The following is an 18172-nucleotide window of genomic DNA, read 5'->3' on the forward strand; positions in this document are numbered from 1 at the left end:
CCTTCCCCGCCCGCCGCCGGCCGGAGTGCGCCCTACGCCGAGGGCAGTTCCTTCAACTGGATGTTGCGGAAGGACACATGGTCATTGGCACCGTGGTTCTGGATGCCGATGTAGCCGTCCTTCAGGCTCCGTACCGGATCGGTGTTGGTGAAGTCGTTGATCTTCACTCCGTTGAGGAAGACCTGGAGACGTTCGCCCTGGACCTTGATCTCGTAACTGTTCCACTGGCCGGGCGGCCGCAGGACCTGGTCACGGGCCTTGATGTCCGCCGCCTTGAAGGTGTAGACGGAACCCGTGGTGCGGTCGGGCGCGTCGGTGGCGTCGATCTGGACCTCGTAGCCGTTGTTCACCGCGGACCAGGGGTCGTCGGACTCCGGGAAGCCGACGAAGACACCGGAGTTGTCGTCGCCCTCCATCTTCCAGTCGAGCTTGAGCGAGTACGACCCGAGCTCCTTGGCCTGGTAGGTGAGCAGGCCCATGCCGCCCTCGGAGCGCAGTTCACCGTCGACGACGTTGAACTTTCCGGGGCCGGCCTGCTTCCAGCCTTCGAGCGTCTCGCCGTTGAAGATCGACCGGTAGCCGGTGCCGGGCTTGCAGTCGGCCTTCACCTGTCCGGCCGCGTACCGCAGGCCGCCGAGAAGAAGCCCGCGGAAGTCCGTTTCGGCGTAGGACTCCTTGGTGTGGCCGAGGCCGGTGTAGAAGGAGCGGCCGCCCTGGTAGCTCTGGCACCAGGTGATCGGGTGGTCGCCCTTCATGGTGCCGCCGGTGTAGGTCGTCTCGTCGAGTGTGGCGAGCACCTTCACCTTCCCGCGCGGGTTGGTGCGGTAGTTGTACAGCTCGTCGGTCCGGTTCCAGGCGTCGTCGAGGTGCGCGGTCGCGGGGTGCTTGTGGTCCTCGACGCGAACGGTGACGGGCTGGATGGCGGGGTGTCCGGCGAAGTACGCACCGACGAGCTCCCCGTAGAACGGCCAGTCGTACTCGGTGTCCGCCGCCGCGTGCACGCCCATGTAGCCGCCACCGGTGGTCACATAGTTCTCGAACGCCTTCTGCTGCTCGGCGTTGAGCACGTCACCGGTTGTCGAGAGGAAGACGACGGCGTCGTACCGTGCCAGGTTGCTGGTCGTGAACTGGCCGGCCTCCTCGGTCGCGTCGACGGTGATGTTGCTGTCCTTGCCGAGTTCCTTCAGCGCGGCGATGCCCTCGGGAATCGCATCGTGTCGGAAACCGGCCGTCTTCGAGAAGACCAGGACCCGCTTGGCGGTCCGGTCGGGGGCGCTGTTGGAGAGCTGGAAGTCGTCGACGTCGTACAACGCTCCGGCGCCTCCCTTGAAGACGAGGAAGAGTTCGGTGGCCTTCTTGGGAACGCCGCGCAGCGGTACGTCGATGTCCTGGAAGGTCTCCCAGCCGCCGGTCACCGGCACCGGTGCGGAGCCGAGGATCGTGCCGTTGGCCGATCCGGACCGTACCTCGAGGAAGCCGCCCGCGCCGCCGGACGAGATCCGGGCGGTGAGCTTGGTTGTTCCGTCGAGGATGTACGGCTTGAAGGCGATCCAGTCGTCGTTGTTGATGTCGCCGACGGTCTTCCCGCCGTGGGCGGCCGCCTTGTCGTACGTCTTGATGCCGGACGACGAGGTGAAGTGCTCGGCCTGCCGGTGGCGGGGCTGGAGCTGCGACTGGTCGTGCCCGGACAGCGCGGCCTGGCCGCCGCCTCCGTTGTCGGTGTAGGAGGCGTCGATGACTCCGAAGATGTTGGCGTTCGGGTCGTGTCCGCCGTCGATCGCGGTCTTGATCGTGCCGGAGCACCCGTTGACGGTGGTGATGGGGTGTCCGTGGCTGTCGTGGCCGAGGACGAAGCGCACCTCGACCTTGGAGCAGTCGATCGTGCCGTCCTCGGGATCGGTGACGGTCACCTTGAACGGGATTTCGTCCCCGAAGTCGAACAGCTGCCCGTCACCGGGGAGTTCCAGGTTCACCTTGGGTGCCGTGTTGCCCACGGTCACATGGACGCTTGCCGCGCCGGTGCGTCCGGTGGGGTCCTTGGCGGTGACGGTGGCGGTGTAGGTGCCGTTCTTCTTGTACGTGTACGTCGGGTTGGCGGCCGTGGAGGTTCCGCCGTCGCCGAAGTCCCAGGCGTACGTGAGCGCGTCGCCGTCACCGTCCGTGGTGCCCGCGGAGGAGAACTGCACCTTCAGCGGTGCGGTGCCGGATGTCTTGTTGACCGCTGCCTCGGCGACGGGTGAACGGCCACCGGTGGCGTTCTCGATGCGGTAGAGCGCGGAGTTCTCGTCGCCGCCGAACCAGGACAGGCCGTAGTCCAGGACGTACAGCGCCCCGTCGGGGCCGAAGGCCATGTCCATTACCTGGGTGCCTGACCAGGGGATGTTGTTGATGGACTTGACCGTGCCGTTGTCGTCCTGCTCGATGCGCTTGATCCAGCGCCGGCCGAACTCTCCGGCGAAGAAGTCCCCGTCGTACGCCTCGGGGAACTTCACCGGGGAGTCGAGGTTGGGGTCGTAGTGGTAGACCGGGCCGCCCATCGGGGACTCCGATCCGGTACCGAACTCGGGCACGGAGCCGCCGTCGTACGGAATCCAGGCGGGCTGTGCCGCGGGCAGGTCGACCAGACCGGTGTTGTGCGGCGAAGTGTTCTTCGGGGCTGCGCAGTCGAAGGCGGCGCCGGAGGTCTTCGTCGCGAAGTCGTAGTCGACGTAGGCGTCGTTGTTGCCCGTGCAGAACGGCCAGCCGAAGTTGCCCGGCTTGGTGACCCGGGCGAACTCGACCTGTCCGGACGGTCCGCGCTTGGGGTCGGCCGCGCCCGCGTCGGGGCCGTAGTCACCGACGTACACAATGCCGGTGGCCTTGTCGACGCTGAAGCGGAACGGGTTGCGGAAGCCCATCGCGTAGATCTCGGGGCGGGTCTTGTCCGTACCCGGCGCGAAGAGGTTGCCGTCCGGAATGGTGTACGAACCGTCGTCGGCGACCTTGATCCTCAGGATCTTGCCGCGCAGGTCGTTGGTGTTGCCCGAGGTGCGCCGGGCGTCGAACGCCGGGTTGCGGTCGGGGCGCTGGTCGATGGGGGTGTAGCCGTCGGAGGCGAACGGGTTGGAGTCGTCGCCGGTGGACAGATACAGGTTGCCCTGGGCGTCGAAGTCGATGTCGCCGCCGACGTGGCAGCAGATGCCGCGCGACGTCTTGACGTCGAGGACCTTCTTCTCGCTGGCCAGGTCGAGGGTGCCGTCCTCCTTGAGGACGAAGCGGGAAAGCCGGTTCACTCCGTCGAACTTGGCGAAGTCGGCGGCGGTCCCGGTCTCGGGGGCGTCGCCCGCAGGGGTGTCCAGCGGGGGCGCGTAGAAGAGGTAGATCGCCCGGTTCTCACTGAACTTGGGGTCGATGCCGACGCCCTGGAGGCCTTCCTCGTCATGCGAGTAGACGGGGAGGACACCGGAGATCCTGGTGTTGCCGGCGCTGTCGGTGATCCGCAGCTCGCCGTTGCGCGAGGTGTGCAGCACGCTGCGGTCGGGGAGCACGGCCAGCGACATGGGCTCGCCGGTCTCGGCCGCGCCCTTGGCGAGGGTGACCTGCTGGAAGTCCTCGGCCGCCGCGTCGACGGCGGCCGGCGAGGACGGTCCTGCTGCGGCCGCTCCGGGCGAGGCGCCCAGGGCGAGGGTGGCCGCCGCGAGCAGTCCACCGGTGAGCAGCGCGAGGGATTTACGGACGCGGAGCCGCGTTCTGCTCCTGCTTCTGGTTCTGTGCACGAGTGTCCTCCGGAGAGTGCCGGTTGTACGGGCGGGTGCTGCCGTGCCGTTCTGCGCGGGGACTGCCGCGCAGGTCATGCGGGGCCTGTGGGGCGCCGGTGACCCGGGTCATGTCATGAACACGTTGGGGACGGTAGACCTGTTCGTCCGGGACGGAAAGCCCTTACGCAGCGGTCTTGTTGAACTTCTTCCTGCATCAGGACAAAGCGGGGTGAGGGCAAGGGTGAGCGCGGGGTGGCGGCGGGCGCACCCCTGCCCCGCCGCTTCCCGGACCGGGGCTCCGCCCCGGACCCTTCAATCGCCGGACGGGCTTGGTTTTCGGCGATCGAGGAGCGGAGGCCCGGGGGCAGCGCCCCCGGAAGGACCCGTCAGTCCCCGCCCCCGAACGCCGCGTCGAACGACGCCGACGGCGGCTCGAAGTCATACCGCTTCAGCGTGGCAAGCGCTTCCGGCGCACCCGCCAGCCGGTCCATCCCCGCGTCCTCCCACTCGACGGAGATCGGCCCCTCGTACTCGATGGACCGGAGCATCCGGAAGACGTCCTCCCACGGCACATCACCATGCCCGGCGGACACGAAGTCCCAGCCCCGCCGCGGGTCGCCCCACGGCAGATGGGAGCCGAGGCGCCCATTGCGGCCGTCCATCCGCCTGCGGGCCTCCTTGCAGTCCACGTGGTAGATCCGGTCCCGGAAGTCGTACAGGAAGTTGACCGGGTCGAGGTCCTGCCAGACGAAGTGGCTGGGATCGAAGTTCAGCCCGAACGCGGCTCGGTGGCCGACGGCCTCCAGAGCGCGGTGCGTGGTCCAGTAGTCGTACGCGATCTCGCTGGGGTGCACCTCGTGGGCGAACCGCACGCCCTCCGCGTCGAAGACGTCCAGGATCGGGTTCCAGCGCTCGGCGAAGTCCTCGTAACCCCGCTCGATCATCTGCGGCGGGACGGGCGGGAACATCGCGACCAGGTGCCAGATCGAGGAGCCGGTGAAGCCGATGACGGTACGCACCCCGAAGGCGGCGGCCGCACGGGCGGTGTTCTTGATCTCCTCGGCGGCCCGTTGGCGCACCCCTTCGGGTTCACCGTCGCCCCAGATCCGTGCCGGCAGGATCCCCTGGTGCCGTTCATCGATCGGGTTGTCGCAGACGGCCTGGCCGACGAGGTGGTTGGAGATCGCCCAGCACTTCAGTCCGTACGTGTCGAGCAGCTGCCGCCGCCCGTCCAGATAGCCGGGGTCGGCCAGAGCCTTGTCGACCTCGAAATGGTCGCCCCAGCAGGCGAGTTCGAGCCCGTCGTATCCGAAGTCCCGGGCGAGCCGGCAGACCTCCTCCAGCGGCAGGTCGGCCCACTGGCCGGTGAAGAGTGTGAAGGGACGGGGCATGCGCAGGACCTCCTAGAGAACTACGGGGGTGTGTACGGAGTTCTTCTCGGCGCTCTCCTCCACCGCTGCGAGCACCCGCTGCACCTGCAGTCCGTCGGCGAACGACGGTGCGGGAGCGGTCCCTTCGGCGATCGTCCGCACCAGGTCACGGGCCTGGTGGATGAAGGTGTGCTCGTAGCCCAGGGCGTGGCCCGGCGGCCACCACGCCTCCAGGTAGGGGTGTTGGGGTTCGGTGACGAGGATGCGCCGGAACCCTGCCGTGGTGGCGGGTTCTGTGTGGTCGTGGAAGGACAGCTCGTTGAGCCGTTCCAGATCGAAGGCGAGCGAGCCACGCTCCCCGTTGATCTCCAGCCGCAGCGCGTTCTTCCGACCGGCCGCCATCCGGGTCGTCTCGAACGAGGCCAGCGCCCCGGAGGCGAGCCGGCCGGTGAACAGGGCCGCGTCGTCGACGGTCACCGCTCCTCGCGCGGCCGAGTCCGCGGCGCCGGAGAGCCCGGCCGACGGACCGTCGAGCAGCGGCCGCTGCGTCACGAACGTCTCACTGACCGCCGACACCCCGACCAGCAGCTCCCCCGCCAGATACTGGGCCAGGTCGACGATGTGCGCCCCCAGGTCACCGAGCGCTCCCGAGCCGGCCCGCTCCCGCTTCAGCCGCCAGGTGAGCGGGGAATCGGGGTCGACGAGCCAGTCCTGGAGGTAGGTGGCGCGGACATGCCTCAGGGTGCCGATCCTCCCCTCGGCGATCAGGTGCCGGGCGTACGTGATAGCGGGCACCTTGCGGTAGTTGAAGCCCACCATCGCCACCTGGCCGCGGGCCGCCGCGCGCTCCGCCGCCTCGGTCATGGCCTCGGCCTCGGCGACCGTGTTGGCGAGCGGCTTCTCACACAGCACGTGTTTGCCCGCCTCCAGGGCGGCGATGGCGATCTCGGCATGGCTGTCGCCGGGGGTGCAGATGTCGACGAGCTGCACATCGTCCCGGGCGATCAGGGCCCGCCAGTCGGTCTCCGCCGCCGCCCAGCCGTGCCGGGCGGCCGCCGCCTCGACCGCTGCCCGGTCGCGTCCGCAGATCGCGGCGAGAGCCGGTTTCATCGGCAGCTCGAAGACGTGTCCGGCGGTGCGCCACCCCTGCGAGTGGGCGGCGCCCATGAACGCGTATCCGACCATGCCGACTCCGAGCGTCGGCGCACTCGTCATCGGCCGATACGTCGGCGGCGGCGCTGCGGCCTCCTGATCCGTCTCTTCCCTACGGGCCATCCGGGCTTCCTCCTCGTCGGTCGTTCGATGGGTGCGGCAGGAGGGTCAGCACCCTCCTGCGGGGCGGATCAGCTGAAGCCCGTCGGCAGGTACTGGTCGATGTTCTCCTTGGTGACCACGGCCGAGTAGAGGGTGAGACTGGTCGGGATCTCCAGTTCGGCCAGGCCGCCGATGCCCTTACCCTGTCCGAGGGCGCGGGCCAGGTCGATGGCGGACGCGGCCATCGACGGCGGGTAGAGAACAGTGGCCTTCAGCACGCTGTTGTCGGCCTTGATGGCATCCATCGCGGACTTGGCACCGGCGCCGCCGACCATCAGGAACTCGTCGCGGCCCGCCTGCTGGATGGCTCGCAGCGCGCCCACACCCTGGTCGTCGTCGTGGTTCCACAGGGCGTCGAACTTCTTCTGTGCCTGCAGGAGTTGGGCCATCTTCGCCTGGCCCGACTCGACGGTGAAATCGGCGGCCTGACGGGCCACCAGTTTGATGTTGGGGTAGTTCTTCAGCGCGTCGGCGAAACCCTGGCTGCGCTGCTTGGTGAGCTCCAGGTTGTCGATGCCGGCCAGCTCGACGACCTTGGCGTTCGCCTTGTCCTTGAGCTGCTCGCCGATGTACATACCGGCGTTGAGGCCCATGCCGTAGTTGTCGCCGCCGACCCAGCAGCGGTACGCCTGCGGCGAGGCGAAGATCCGGTCCAGGTTGACGACGGGGATGCCCGCCTTCATCGCTTCCAGACCGACCTGGGTGAGCGCCTTGCCGTCGGCGGGGAGGATGACGAGGACGTCGACCTTCTTGTTGATGAGGGTCTTGACCTGGCCGATCTGGGCGGCGGTGTCGTTGGAGCCCTCGGTGATCTCCAGAGTCACTTCGGAGTACTTCGCCGCCCGCGACTTGGCGTTCTCGTTGATGGCGTTGAGCCAGCCGTGGTCGGCCTGCGGGCCCGCGAAGCCGATGGTGACGGGCTTGCCGGGCTTGTCGTCGGCGGCGGGCTGATTGCTCTGCGCCGTCTCCGACTTCTTGGGCTCGTTGCTGGTACAGGCGGTGAGGAGGGCGCCCGCGGAGACGGCTGCGGTGCCGAAGAGCAGTCCTCTGCGGCTGGTTTCTGGCATGGCTGTCAAACCCTTCATCCGGTGCGCGACATGTCACATATGGCATTCGGGGCGGTGGGTGGGATGGAGAAGCGGAGCTGCCGGGAGTGCGCCCGGGGGCTCAGGTCTCCCCGTGCGCCGATGTGCGGCGCTGGACCAGGACGGCGGCGACGATGATCGCGCCCTTGGCGATCTGCTGGACGTCGCTCTGCAGATTGTTGAGAGCGAAGATGTTGGTGATGGTGGTGAAGACGAGGACACCGAGCACGGAGCCGACGATGGTGCCGCGTCCGCCGCTGAGCAGGGTGCCGCCGATGATCGCGGCGGCGATGGCGTCGAGCTCGTACAGATTGCCGTTGGTGTTCTGTCCCGAGCCGGAGAGGATGATCAGCATGAAGGCGGCGATGCCGCAGCACAGCCCGGAGAGCAGATAGAGGTAGAGCCGCTGCCGTCGTACGTCGATACCGGCCAGCCTGGCCGCTTCCGCGTTGCCGCCGACCGCGACCGTACGCCGTCCGAAGGTCGTGCGGTTCAGCACCAGCCAGCCGATGACGGTCACCGCGGCGAACATCATGACCAGGGGCGGGATGCCGAGGACGTACGAGTCGGGCAGGCCCAGGTCGAGGACCGACTTGACGGTGACGATCTGGGTCTTGCCGTCGGTGATCTGGAGGGCGAGCCCGCGGGCCGAGGCGAGCATGGCCAGCGTCGCGATGAAGGGCACCATCCGGCCGTACGCGATGAGCACCCCGTTCACCAGCCCGGCGCCGAGTCCCACGATCACGGCGGTGAACAGAATCCCTGCGAAGCCGTACTCCTGGGTGGCGAGCGTGGTCGCCCAGACGGAGGCGAGCGCGACCATCGCACCGACCGACAGGTCGATGCCGCCGCTGGTGATGACGAAGGTCATCCCGACGGTGACGACGCCGATGACGGACGACTGGGTCAGGATCAGCTGAAGGTTCCCGGTGTCCAGGAAGGCATCGGGCTCGGTGAATCCGCCGACGGCGACAAGTACGGCGAGAACGCCGAGGAGCGAGAGGTTACGGACGTCCGCGCGCAGGCCGAAGGTGCGCGAAGGTCCGTCCTTCTTACGGGGTTCGGCGACCGGGGCGGGGGCGGCCCCCTTGTCCGGCCCGCCCTGCTGCGCCGAGGAAACGGGCTGCGTCATGACGTCGGGCTCCCTTCCATCACGAGGTCGAGTACGCGGTGCTCGTCGAGCTCCCGGGCGTCCGCCGCATGCACGACGCGGCCCTCGCGGAGCACCAGCACCCGGTCGGCGAGGCCCAGCACTTCGGGCACCTCGCTGGAGACGAGCAGCACGGCGAGGCCTTCGTCGGCCAGCCGGCGGATCACGGCGTAGAGCTCGGCGCGGGCGCCGACGTCGACACCGCGGGTCGGTTCGTCGAGCAGCAGCACCCGGCAGCCGCGCAGCAGCCAGCGGGCCAGGACGGCTTTCTGCTGATTGCCGCCGGAGAGCGTGCGGACAGGGGTGTCCGGGTTGTCGGGGCGCAGGGAGAGCTCGCGGGTTGCGGTGCGGGCCGCCCGTCGCTCGGCCCCCCGGTCGAGCCAGCCTGCTCTGGAGAAGCGGGACATGGAGGAGACGGAGACATTGCGGGTGACGGATTCGAGCATCAGCAGGGCCTGCGCCTTGCGTTCCTCGGGGGCGAGGCCGATGCCTGCGGCGACGGCCGCGCGGACGCTGCCGGGCCGGAGCTGTCTGCCGGCCACGGTGACCCGTCCGGCGCTGGGCTTGCGGGCGCCGTAGACGGTCTCCAGGATCTCGGAGCGCCCCGATCCGACGAGTCCGGCCAGGCCGACGATCTCGCCGGGCCTCAGCTCGAGGTCCAACGGGTCGAATTCGCCCTTCCTGGCCAGTCCTTCGACCTTCAGTACCGGCTCCGCCACTGTCGCTCCCGCGCTGCCCGTGGTGCGCGGCGGGAAGACGTACTCGACATTGCGGCCGGTCATCATGGCAACGATGTCTCGTGTCGGTGTGGACTTGGCGGGCAGCCCCACGGCGACGGCCCGGCCGTCCTTGAGCACGGTCACCCGGTCGCCGATCCGGCGGATCTCCTCCAGGCGGTGCGAGATGTAGACGACGGCGACCCCGTCGGCGGTGAGGGCGGCGACGATACGGAAGAGGTTGTCGACCTCGTCGGGGTCGAGTGCGGCGGACGGCTCGTCCATCACGATGAGCCGTACGTCGTGGGAGAGCGCCCGCGCCATGGAGACGATCTGCTGCTGGGCGGCGGACAGTTCGCCGACCGCCCTGCCCGGGTCGATCTCCGGGTGACCGAGACGCTTCAGCAGTGCGGCGGCCGCGGTGCGGCCCTCGCGGGTGCGGACGACGAAGCGGGCGGTGGTGGGTTCATGGCCGAGGAAGACGTTCTCGGCGACCGACAGGCCCTCGACCAGGTCGAGTTCCTGGTAGATGGTGGCGATGCCCAGGCGCATCGCGGCGATGGGCGACTTGAGCGCGGCCGGTTCACCGCGCCAGGTGATCTCGCCGCCGTCGGGCTGATGGGCCCCGGCGAGCACCTTGATGAGGGTGGACTTGCCGGCGCCGTTCTGCCCGAGGAGACAGTGGACTTCGCCGGCCTGGACCTCCAGGTCCACGCCGTCGAGGGCGCGTACTCCGGGGAACGACTTGGTGATGCCGTCCATGGTGAGCAGGGGTGGTTCCGGTGCCATGACAAATCCCCTCGGCGAGTGGGGTCTCCCCTGCTCGAGCGCAGCCGAGAGCTAGGGGAAGGCCGGTGAGCGGGCAGGGCTGTACCAGGTGCGGTGGTGCGGGTGTTTCCGGACCGTGCCGATGTGCTGCCGGCCCGAGGGTCAGGCCGGTGAGAACAGGTGGTCGCTGATGAGGCGGGCGGCGCCGATCACTCCGGCGGCCGGTCCCAACTCGCCCAGCACGATGGGAAGATTGCCGGTGGCCAGCGGCAGCGACTGCCGGTAGACCTGGGTCCGGACGCTGGCGAGGAGCGTGTGACCGAGGCCGGTCACACCGCCGCCGATCACCACCAGTCCGGGATTGAAGAAGCTGACGAGTCCCGCGATGACCTGGCCGACCCGGTTGCCGCCTTCGCGGATCAGGTCGAGCGAGGTCGCGTCACCGGCGGCCGCGGCGGCGGCCACATCGGCGGCGGTGAGCCTTCCGGCCGCCTCCAGCCGGCCCGCGAGTTCCGCCGACTGCCCGGCGCGCGCCGCGTCCTCGGCGTCACGGGCGAGCGCGGCACCACTGAAGTGGGCTTCCAGGCAGCCCCGGTTGCCGCAGGCGCAGGCGCGTCCTTCGGGTTCGACCTGGATGTGGCCGATGTCTCCGGCGCTGCCCGTGGTACCGCGGTGGACCTCGCCGCCGACGACGATGCCGCAGCCGATACCCGTACCGATCTTGACGCAGAGGAAGTCGCCCACGGAGCGCGCAACACCCGCGTGCTGCTCCCCCATCGCCATCAGGTTCACATCGTTGTCGACCATGACGGGGCAGCCCAGTTCCTGGCTGAGCGCCTCGCGGACCGGGAAGCCGTCCCAGCCGGGCATGATCGGCGGTGCGACCGGAACCCCTTCGGGGAAGCGGACCGGTCCGGGTACGCCGATGCCCGCGCCGTCGAATCCTTCGGCGAGCCCGGAGGCCCGGAGCTTGGCCGCCATGGACAGCACCTGCTCGAAGATGGCGACGGGCCCTTCGCGTACGTCCATGGGGTGGTTGAGGTGACCCAGGACCTCCAACTCGGCGTTGGTGACGGCCACATCGACAGATGTGGCACCGATGTCGACGCCGAGGAAGCGCAGCTGCGGGGCGAGCCGGATGTTGTGCGAGCGACGTCCTCCGCGGGATGCGGCGAGTCCGTCGGCCACGACGAGTCCGGTCTCCAGCAGCCTGTCGACCTCGACGGCGAGCTTGGAGCGGGAGAGATCGACCTGATCCCCCAGCTGTGCCCGTGAGTTGGGTCCGTCGTCGCGCAACAGCCGGAGCAGTCGCGCCTGATGCGCATTCGCGGGTCGTGCCGTCATACGTCTCACGCGCCCCTCCCCGCCACATCGGCCTGTCCGTCGGGCTTTCGAGGGGAACGTAGCAGCGGTTGCCGGGAGTGGGAAGAAGTTGCGCAGGAATCCACTACAACTTTCTCCACACCGAGGACAAAGCCGTTCGGCCGGGTCATGGTCCGGCCACCGGCGCAGGTGACGTTCGTGGCGTGTACCGGGGCGGGTCGGGTCGGAGGTCAGCGGTGCCGGAACGGGCCGTCCAGGGCGGCCCACTGGAGCAGCATGATGGTCTTGGCGTCGGCGATGGACCCGCCGCGGACCATGGCGAGCGCCTCCTCGAAGGGGAGTTCCACGGTCTCGATGTCCTCGCCCTCGGCCGCGACCCCGTGCACGCCGGCGGTGTCAACCGCCGAATGGTAGGGAGCGGCGAAGAAGTGCAGGCGTTCGGTGACCGAGCCGGGGCTCATGTAGACGTCGAAGACGCGCTCGGGCGTGCCGACGAGGTGCCCGGTCTCCTCGGCCGCTTCCCTGCGGATGGCCTCCTCCGGGCTGTCGCCGTCGAGCAGCCCGGCAGCGGTCTCGATCAGCATCCCGTCGTGGTGCCCGTTGACGTAGGCGGGCAACCGGAACTGACGGGTCAGCAGAACGGTGCGACGACCGGGATGGTAGAGCAGAATCGTGGCGCCGTCACCCCGGTCGTAGGTCTCGCGCTGTTCCCTGCTCCAATGGCCGTCACTGTGCTGATAGTCGAAGGTCGTCCTGCGCAGGACGTACCAGTCGCAGGACAGTACCTCCACATCACTGATGCGCACCCGCGGATTGCCGGTCAGGTCGCGGCCGTGCCGGTCGAGACCGGTGCGACCGCGGCGGTCGGGGGTGTCCAGGCCTGCGGTCATGATGTGCGCTCCTCGCGGTGGATCCGGTTCTCAGGCCAGGACGGTGTGGACGCCCGCATCACGCAGGGCGGACAGCGTCAGCGGGCCATTGGGGTGGGTGGCGGCGTCCTGTGCCGCGCTGTCGGTGACGAACACGTCCACCGCGCCCACGGCGGCGACCTGACTGAACGCGCGCACCCCGAGTTTGGTCGCGTCGGCAACGGCGATGGTCCGGTCCGATTGCGCGAGCGCGGCCTGCTTGACGGCCGCGTCGTCCAGTGAGAACTCCGACCAGCCGTACTCGGCGTGCACACCGCCGATGGACAGTACGAAGCAGTCGAAGGCCAGGGCCTCGACGGTACGCAGGGCCAGCGGGCCGACCAGCGACTGTTCACCGGGGCGGGACCGGCCGCCGACGATCAGCAGCTCGATCCCGGGCCGGTCCGCCAGGCGGACCGCGGCCTGAAGACTGAGCACCGCCACCGTCAGGGGCGCCCGTTCGGCCAGGTGCTCGGCGACGTGCACGGTGGTGGTGCCCGCGTCGAGAAGAACCCGCGATCCCGGCTCCACCATCGCGGCCACGGCCGCACCGAGCCGGTCCTTCGTCGCGGCCTGCCACGGCTCACGGGCGGAGAAGCCCGCGCCCTCCTCCCGCGCACGCGTGGCGACCGCACCGCCGTGCACCCTGCGCACCAGCCCCTGCCGCTCCAGTGCGTCGAGATCCCGGCGGACGGTCATTTCGGAGACCCCCAGGCGATGGGAGAGCTCCGACACGGAAACCCGGTCGGAGCCCTGCACCAATCGCAGGGTCAGGTCCAGACGATTGGCGACACCCATGACTCATTTCTAACACATCGATGTTCGATTGAACATGTGGGTGTGAGAAAACTGGGCGGTTCCAGGAACCAGGACGGCGCGGAACGCGGAAAAGGGCCTGGGTTCAAAGCCCAGACCCTTCCCTCACGACGCCGTTCGGTCTAATCCGTAGGCTAAGAGCGGTTCGGCAGGACGAGCAGTCCGGCAGATCGTTCGAGTGGTGGTGGCCGTGCACGGTGCCGGGTGGATGCATACGTTCGGCTTGGCGCCGCCGGTGACTACCTACTGGTCGAGGACAGCCTGGCGAAGCGGGTTACCCTCCGGGAGTTCCTCCGGAGCAGCCCGCATCAGTACCAGCTCGACACCCGGTACCTGGACTTGTTCGGCGAGAACACGAGCTGCGCGATCGACTCGATCCTCCGGCGGGCGTAGGATGCGGCGGCGCGGGCACCCTCGCATAGGCCGGCCGTCTCATCCGGCGCACCGCGACGAGGATCAGCCATGCGCAGCAGCACCAGGATCCGCCTGATCGAGCCCACCGACGCCGCCCCGATCACCGCGCATCGGGTGCGGGACTTCGAGGCTTTCCGGCCGTGGGAACCGGCCCAGCCGGCCGACTTCTTCACCCCGGAGGGCCAGGCGGAGCGGATCGACAGCCTGCTGGCCGGATACCGGGCCGGCGCGGTCTGGCCGGGCGTGGTGCTCGCCGACGACCAGGTGATCGGGCAGGTCACCGTCGGAGGCATCCTGCCGCAGCCGCACCTGCGCCGCGGCTCCATCGGATACTGGATCGCCAGCGTCGCCCAGAATCAAGGGCACGCCGGGCACGCCGTCGGGCTTGTACTCCGGGTGATGAGGGACGAACTCGGGTTGCACCGCGCCGAGGCGTCCACCAATCTGGAGAATCTGCCGTCGCAGCGGGTGCTGCGCCGCAACGGGTTCAGCCCGTACGGCGGGCACTCCTCGATCTTTCTCGACGGGAGCTGGCGGGACGGGCTGCTGTGGGAGCGGGTCCTCGGCGACTAAGCTAAGGCTCGGCCGTTTCGGCGGCAACTCCTCGCATGCTTTCCAAGATGCGTTCGGCGTGCTCCATGTCAGCCGCGTGCGCGAGTTCCAGCAGCTTCTTCTTCTGTGCCGGGTTCTTCGTGCTCTCGGCGAGCTGAAGTAGTTGCTTCCGGCGCACCTTGTACTGCCAGTACTTCAGCTTGGCGTCGGCAGCGTCGATCAGTACGCCGATCAGCCAGGGCAGGATGAGGACCAGCCAGGGTGACGACCAGGTGCAGATCTTTCCGGGCCAGGTGTTGGTTCCGAGCGAGACGCCGACCGAGACCATGAGTGTGGCGATGCTTGCCCCGCTGACATCGGCCGCTGTGATGACTGGCTTGCGCTTCTTCCCTGTGCCTGCGGCCGTGCTGTTTCCCTCAGCCATGGTGCCCGTCCTTCGGCCGAGGAATGTCTGAGAACCTTCCTTGCAGCATTACCCGCCTAAGCGAGGCGTCGAGTGTCCTCTTCCTGAGGAGGAAGCGAGTCACCAGCGTCACCAGCACCGGAAGCACCGTCCCACCAGCGCCGAAGATGACGAGGGGCCAAGATGGGTGGTCCATGGCCTAGCTCCTCCGACCCTGTCCCTGCGCAGGTTCCTTCATGGCCATGTCCCTCTGTGTCGCCGGTAGTTCGGCTATAGATCATGCCGCACCAAGGCTTGTCGCGTGAGCAGGATGACCATGCGTGCTTCCCTGCCGTAGGGCCGCCGGCGTGCTGCGGCCAAGGGGCTCGCATACCTTCACCTCATGGACTTCAACATCACCTCGGAGGAGGAGGCCGTCGTCTTCCATCTCGCCGGCTTCGTTCACGCTGGCCATTCCCCCACGGATGACGACCTGGCTGAGGAGCTAGGAGCAGAGGTCCGCCCACTGCTGCAATCGCTCCTTGACAAGGGTTGGCTTGTCGTTCGCGAGGATCGTGAGCTGGCCTTGTCCGTGATCGCGCGAGTCGCGGTATCGAGCCGTAGGGATGCCGAAGGCCCGCAGAAGCGGTGAAGTCTCAGCCCGGCTGGAATCAAGTCCTGTCTACTCGGTCCCCGCCACCAGAACAGGCGAGGAAGGCACGCCGCGTACCGTGGCAAACTACCGCTGCCCCCAGCGGACAGCGCGATGCTCCGCAACGTGCGCGGTTCACTGAGCCTCCGTCAACTTGAAGTCGCAGGTCAAATGGCTGGTATGACCAGCTCTCGGGGTGCTCACCCTGGTCGTGGGCGGCAGTCTGCGGCGTAGATCGTTTGTCAGCGGTTGACTTCGAGGTTCGTCAGGACGAGCAGAGCGCGCAGGAGGTGGGTGGCGCGGGCGGGGTCGGTGCGAAGTTTGGTGAGGGTCCACCAATTCTTGAGGTGAGCGACCCGGTGCGACCTATGAGCCCGCCATGCCATCTCATTGGGTAACAGTCCGCACCCAGGGGGAGTAATGAATCATCGCTCAGGCCGTGTACTCGGTATGACTGCCGCCGCGTTAATCGGCCTAGTCGGTTGCGGCAGCGGTAAGCCCTTCGACGGCCCTGCGCCCGAGTCCCGCTCGTCTGCCGTACCTGAGTACGTTGCTGCCTACCGTGCCGGATACACCGCGGGCAAGGCCGTCTACGACTCCTCGGGCAAGGGGGCGGCCGTGCGCGAGACCGTATGGGGCGGCTGTACCCGCCGGGCCCTGCAGGCCGGCAGCGCCGCCGAGATGGATCGTGGCTCCTGGGTGCGAGGTTGCCTCAACGGCGTCGCCAACGCCCCTGAGCAGTTGCCCACCGGCCCCATGACCAAGCGGACCACGGATGCAAAGATGCTGGAGCGGTACCGTGCCTGGGCTCGCACCAAGGGTGAGGCGCAGCAAGTCGACCACGTCCGCATGCTGGCCACAGTCCAACTGACCGAACAGGACTATGACGTTGAGTTGAGCACGGACTACTCGGCAGGGTCCGGAAATCCTGGATCTGAATCGCTTGCCCAGAGTTTCGTCGAGTGGTGGGACGGCGATCACGGCCGGGACGGTACCGCCAGGAACATTCTGGTCCTTGGGGCAGATGGAAAGAGGCTGACCGCACAGCGCATCTGAGGAGCGTCAACGGCCCCGTAGCGCTGGCTCTTCGGCAGCCGAAAGTGCCGAAGAGCCGGTTCCTGCGCGCTGCAGCGCCGCCCCGGCAAGGCGAACCCCCGGCCCGGTCGCACCCACGACATCACCGCCGCCCGCCACGACCATGTCCTGGCCCACCTGCGCGCCGCCGGTCTCGGCGCTCTCGCGGACCTCGGCTTCCGCGGCCTGGACAACGACATACGCGCCCCCGTGATCGTCACCGGCTTCACCGCCACCCGGGCCCACAAGCTCACCCCCGGCCAGAAGACCGCCGACCGAATCCTCGCCACCGGACGCGCACCGGTCGAACACGGCTTCGCTCACCTCAAGAACTGGCGGACCCTCACCAAACTCCGCACCAACCCCGCCCGCGCCACCCACCTCCTGCACGCCCTGCTCGCCCTGACGAACCTCGAAGTCAACCGCTGAGCTTGTGATTCAACGTCTGCTTCGAGGATCGGCCAGCTGGTTAGGGAGATACACCGACGCATCGTCACTCACAGAGGCCACCGCAAGGTCACGGCGCATCACGGTCCTCAGGGCCCGCAGCAGGTCCCAGAGCTCCGCCTGAGCCCGGAACGCAGCGGCCATCGTCTCCCCAGGTTCGGGCTCTTCTCGCTCAAGACGTTTGACCTGGCCGTATACCCTGTTCAGGGCTTTGTTGACCTCACTCGCAGATACGAGCACGTCGTCAGGGACGATCATCTGCGCTTGGGAATACGTGTCGCGATGGGCTCTTTTTGCCTCATCGAGTTCTGCCCGGTCGGGCTCCTCAACCCTACGTTCCTGCATGACATGCAGAAACTGGCTGAGCGCCGTTGTGAACTGACGTGCATCCCGATTGAGCTCCACATAGCAGGTGCGTCGGAGAAGTAGGTTCTCGCGGACCTCTTCATGGTCCCGAACCAGCTCTATCTCCCGACGTTTTGCCCGTTCAGAGGCACGTTGAGTAAGGAACGATCCCCCCAGTGTTCCGGCCACACCTGCCACCGCGATGATCACAGAGCCGAGATCCACAGCACCCCTCGAAGCCACTTACAGTCCACTGATCAAGTTCCAGTCGTGTTCGACACCAGACGTTAAGCGACAAGCTGACGGACGATCTACTCCGCAGACTGCCACCCACGACCAGCGTGAGCACCCAGGAAGACCGTCACGCCAGCCCTTTGACCTGCGACTTCAAGTTGGCGGAGGCTCACTGGAGGGCACCAGCAACTGCCCGTTGGATGGGTTCGCCGATGGCCTACCACACCATGATGGAGTCAACTGACTTACATGTTCATAGATTTCGATGACGTTCCTTTCAGCCCGGTAGGGGCGCAACACATGGTGTGCGGCGCTATCCCCGCCGGCTTCGGGGCGCCGGAGTATGTCGAGAGCCCGGAGGGTCAACCGAGCGAAATCTTGAGGAGCCTGCTGCAGCAGTACCCGCACCTACCGAAGGGGCTGCGCAACGTCGCCCAGCTCAAAGCAGCGGGGCTGCACCCGCCAGACCTATTCCGTCCTGATGCCTACGCGCTTGACCCTCCACAGCAGGTCACCATCCCCGGGCGCACCGCGAGCACGGGCAGCACGGAGCGTGGGTGGCACGAGACCGTGTATGCGCCTTCTCCGGTCTACTATGCGGATCGTGCAGTCGCGTTCTCTACGCGACCGCATCCCGACGACGCCCGAGCAACACGTCGTGCGGTGACCCGGTGGGCGCAGGACGTCCTCGACGATCCGGACACCGTCATCCTGGCCGTCAAGTCCATCGGATCGCTCGCCCCATCCACGCCCCCGCTCGAACGAGCCACGCCCTACGAGATAGCCCTCACCTCGGCCAGCGTCGTGGGGGGGGGGGGGGGGGGGGGGGGGGGGGGGGGGGGGTGGGGGGGGGGGGGGGGGGGGAGGGGGGGGGGGGGGAGGAGT

The 18172-nt window shown here is 68.0% G+C and carries 17 protein-coding genes; 5 read left to right on the plus strand and 12 right to left on the minus strand.

Annotated features, from left to right (window positions below; genetic code table 11):
* Positions 1–32: 32 nt before the first annotated feature.
* From ACZ7IB_RS32950 to ACZ7IB_RS32990, 9 genes are all read right to left on the minus strand, one after another.
* Entirely contained in the window at positions 33–3755 is a 3723-nt protein-coding gene (locus ACZ7IB_RS32950) for a ThuA domain-containing protein (RefSeq protein WP_470917592.1), read from the minus strand.
* 368 nt (positions 3756–4123) lie between these two features.
* Positions 4124–5128 carry a sugar phosphate isomerase/epimerase family protein gene (locus tag ACZ7IB_RS32955; RefSeq protein WP_470917593.1) on the minus strand — a complete coding sequence of 335 codons (1005 nt, stop codon included), beginning with the start codon at positions 5126–5128 and terminating at the stop codon, positions 4124–4126.
* Between the two features lie 12 nt (positions 5129–5140).
* Positions 5141–6382, minus strand: a complete 1242-nt coding sequence (locus ACZ7IB_RS32960) for a Gfo/Idh/MocA family protein (protein ID WP_470917594.1) — start codon at positions 6380–6382, stop codon at positions 5141–5143.
* A gap of 68 nt (positions 6383–6450) precedes the next feature.
* On the minus strand, positions 6451–7488 hold the full coding sequence (locus ACZ7IB_RS32965) for a substrate-binding domain-containing protein (protein ID WP_470917596.1): 1038 nt from the start codon (positions 7486–7488) through the stop codon (positions 6451–6453).
* A gap of 100 nt (positions 7489–7588) precedes the next feature.
* The gene (locus ACZ7IB_RS32970; RefSeq protein ID WP_266356074.1) at positions 7589–8638 is read right to left on the minus strand and encodes an ABC transporter permease; all 1050 of its coding nucleotides are present in this window, start codon (positions 8636–8638) and stop codon (positions 7589–7591) included.
* The gene (locus ACZ7IB_RS32975) at positions 8635–10161 is read right to left on the minus strand and encodes a sugar ABC transporter ATP-binding protein (protein ID WP_470917597.1); all 1527 of its coding nucleotides are present in this window, start codon (positions 10159–10161) and stop codon (positions 8635–8637) included. Before ACZ7IB_RS32975 ends, ACZ7IB_RS32970 begins: the two co-directional genes overlap by 4 nt.
* Before the next feature lie 141 nt (positions 10162–10302).
* The gene (locus tag ACZ7IB_RS32980; protein ID WP_401995822.1) at positions 10303–11484 is read right to left on the minus strand and encodes an ROK family transcriptional regulator; all 1182 of its coding nucleotides are present in this window, start codon (positions 11482–11484) and stop codon (positions 10303–10305) included.
* 209 nt (positions 11485–11693) lie between these two features.
* The gene (locus tag ACZ7IB_RS32985) at positions 11694–12353 is read right to left on the minus strand and encodes an NUDIX domain-containing protein (protein WP_470917599.1); all 660 of its coding nucleotides are present in this window, start codon (positions 12351–12353) and stop codon (positions 11694–11696) included.
* A 30-nt stretch (positions 12354–12383) separates the two neighbouring features.
* Positions 12384–13169: a DeoR/GlpR family DNA-binding transcription regulator gene (locus tag ACZ7IB_RS32990; protein WP_470917601.1), complete on the minus strand. Its 786-nt coding sequence runs from the start codon at positions 13167–13169 to the stop codon at positions 12384–12386.
* Positions 13170–13391: 222 nt separating this feature from the next.
* Between ACZ7IB_RS32990 and ACZ7IB_RS32995 the strand changes: the two genes are divergently transcribed.
* Both ACZ7IB_RS32995 and ACZ7IB_RS33000 read left to right on the plus strand, forming a co-directional pair.
* The gene (locus ACZ7IB_RS32995; RefSeq protein WP_470917602.1) at positions 13392–13580 is read left to right on the plus strand and encodes a hypothetical protein; all 189 of its coding nucleotides are present in this window, start codon (positions 13392–13394) and stop codon (positions 13578–13580) included.
* A 69-nt stretch (positions 13581–13649) separates the two neighbouring features.
* Positions 13650–14174, plus strand: coding sequence for a GNAT family N-acetyltransferase (locus tag ACZ7IB_RS33000; protein ID WP_470917604.1), 525 nt, complete (start codon positions 13650–13652; stop codon positions 14172–14174).
* Position 14175: 1 nt separating this feature from the next.
* Here ACZ7IB_RS33000 and ACZ7IB_RS33005 read toward each other — a convergent pair whose 3' ends face one another.
* The gene (locus ACZ7IB_RS33005; RefSeq protein WP_470917606.1) at positions 14176–14577 is read right to left on the minus strand and encodes a hypothetical protein; all 402 of its coding nucleotides are present in this window, start codon (positions 14575–14577) and stop codon (positions 14176–14178) included.
* A gap of 361 nt (positions 14578–14938) precedes the next feature.
* Here ACZ7IB_RS33005 and ACZ7IB_RS33010 point away from each other — a divergent pair, with 361 nt between their 5' ends.
* A complete protein-coding gene (locus ACZ7IB_RS33010; RefSeq protein WP_470917608.1) occupies positions 14939–15187 on the plus strand; it encodes a hypothetical protein in 249 nt (82 codons plus the stop codon).
* A 242-nt stretch (positions 15188–15429) separates the two neighbouring features.
* Here ACZ7IB_RS33010 and ACZ7IB_RS33015 read toward each other — a convergent pair whose 3' ends face one another.
* The gene (locus ACZ7IB_RS33015; RefSeq protein WP_470917610.1) at positions 15430–15573 is read right to left on the minus strand and encodes a hypothetical protein; all 144 of its coding nucleotides are present in this window, start codon (positions 15571–15573) and stop codon (positions 15430–15432) included.
* A 64-nt stretch (positions 15574–15637) separates the two neighbouring features.
* On the opposite strand from ACZ7IB_RS33015, the gene ACZ7IB_RS33020 reads away from it, so the two are divergent.
* A complete protein-coding gene (locus ACZ7IB_RS33020; RefSeq protein ID WP_470917611.1) occupies positions 15638–16243 on the plus strand; it encodes a hypothetical protein in 606 nt (201 codons plus the stop codon).
* Positions 16244–16312: 69 nt separating this feature from the next.
* Entirely contained in the window at positions 16313–16690 is a 378-nt protein-coding gene (locus ACZ7IB_RS33025) for a transposase family protein (RefSeq protein ID WP_470917690.1), read from the plus strand.
* Between the two features lie 9 nt (positions 16691–16699).
* Here the strand turns inward: ACZ7IB_RS33025 and ACZ7IB_RS33030 are convergent, their stop codons facing one another.
* A complete protein-coding gene (locus tag ACZ7IB_RS33030; protein ID WP_470917613.1) occupies positions 16700–17263 on the minus strand; it encodes a hypothetical protein in 564 nt (187 codons plus the stop codon).
* Positions 17264–18172: the final 909 nt, after the last annotated feature.

The sequence above is a fragment of the Streptomyces sp. NPDC037301 genome (genome assembly GCF_055602785.1).

Bases quoted from the DNA above. Each gene is read 5' to 3' on its own strand.
- ACZ7IB_RS33015 (WP_470917610.1), bottom strand. From the start codon at position 15,573: ATGGCATGGCGGGCTCATAGGTCGCACCGGGTCGCTCACCTCAAGAAT.
- ACZ7IB_RS33010 (WP_470917608.1), top strand. From the start codon at position 14,939: ATGGACTTCAACATCACCTCGGAGGAGGAGGCCGTCGTCTTCCATCTC.
- ACZ7IB_RS32955 (WP_470917593.1), bottom strand. From the start codon at position 5,128: ATGCCCCGTCCCTTCACACTCTTCACCGGCCAGTGGGCCGACCTGCCG.
- ACZ7IB_RS33000 (WP_470917604.1), top strand. From the start codon at position 13,650: ATGCGCAGCAGCACCAGGATCCGCCTGATCGAGCCCACCGACGCCGCC.
- ACZ7IB_RS32980 (WP_401995822.1), bottom strand. From the start codon at position 11,484: ATGACGGCACGACCCGCGAATGCGCATCAGGCGCGACTGCTCCGGCTG.
- ACZ7IB_RS32975 (WP_470917597.1), bottom strand. From the start codon at position 10,161: ATGGCACCGGAACCACCCCTGCTCACCATGGACGGCATCACCAAGTCG.
- ACZ7IB_RS32965 (WP_470917596.1), bottom strand. From the start codon at position 7,488: ATGCCAGAAACCAGCCGCAGAGGACTGCTCTTCGGCACCGCAGCCGTC.
- ACZ7IB_RS32990 (WP_470917601.1), bottom strand. From the start codon at position 13,169: ATGGGTGTCGCCAATCGTCTGGACCTGACCCTGCGATTGGTGCAGGGC.
- ACZ7IB_RS32985 (WP_470917599.1), bottom strand. From the start codon at position 12,353: ATGACCGCAGGCCTGGACACCCCCGACCGCCGCGGTCGCACCGGTCTC.
- ACZ7IB_RS32960 (WP_470917594.1), bottom strand. From the start codon at position 6,382: ATGGCCCGTAGGGAAGAGACGGATCAGGAGGCCGCAGCGCCGCCGCCG.
- ACZ7IB_RS33005 (WP_470917606.1), bottom strand. From the start codon at position 14,577: ATGGCTGAGGGAAACAGCACGGCCGCAGGCACAGGGAAGAAGCGCAAG.
- ACZ7IB_RS33020 (WP_470917611.1), top strand. From the start codon at position 15,638: ATGACTGCCGCCGCGTTAATCGGCCTAGTCGGTTGCGGCAGCGGTAAG.
- ACZ7IB_RS32970 (WP_266356074.1), bottom strand. From the start codon at position 8,638: ATGACGCAGCCCGTTTCCTCGGCGCAGCAGGGCGGGCCGGACAAGGGG.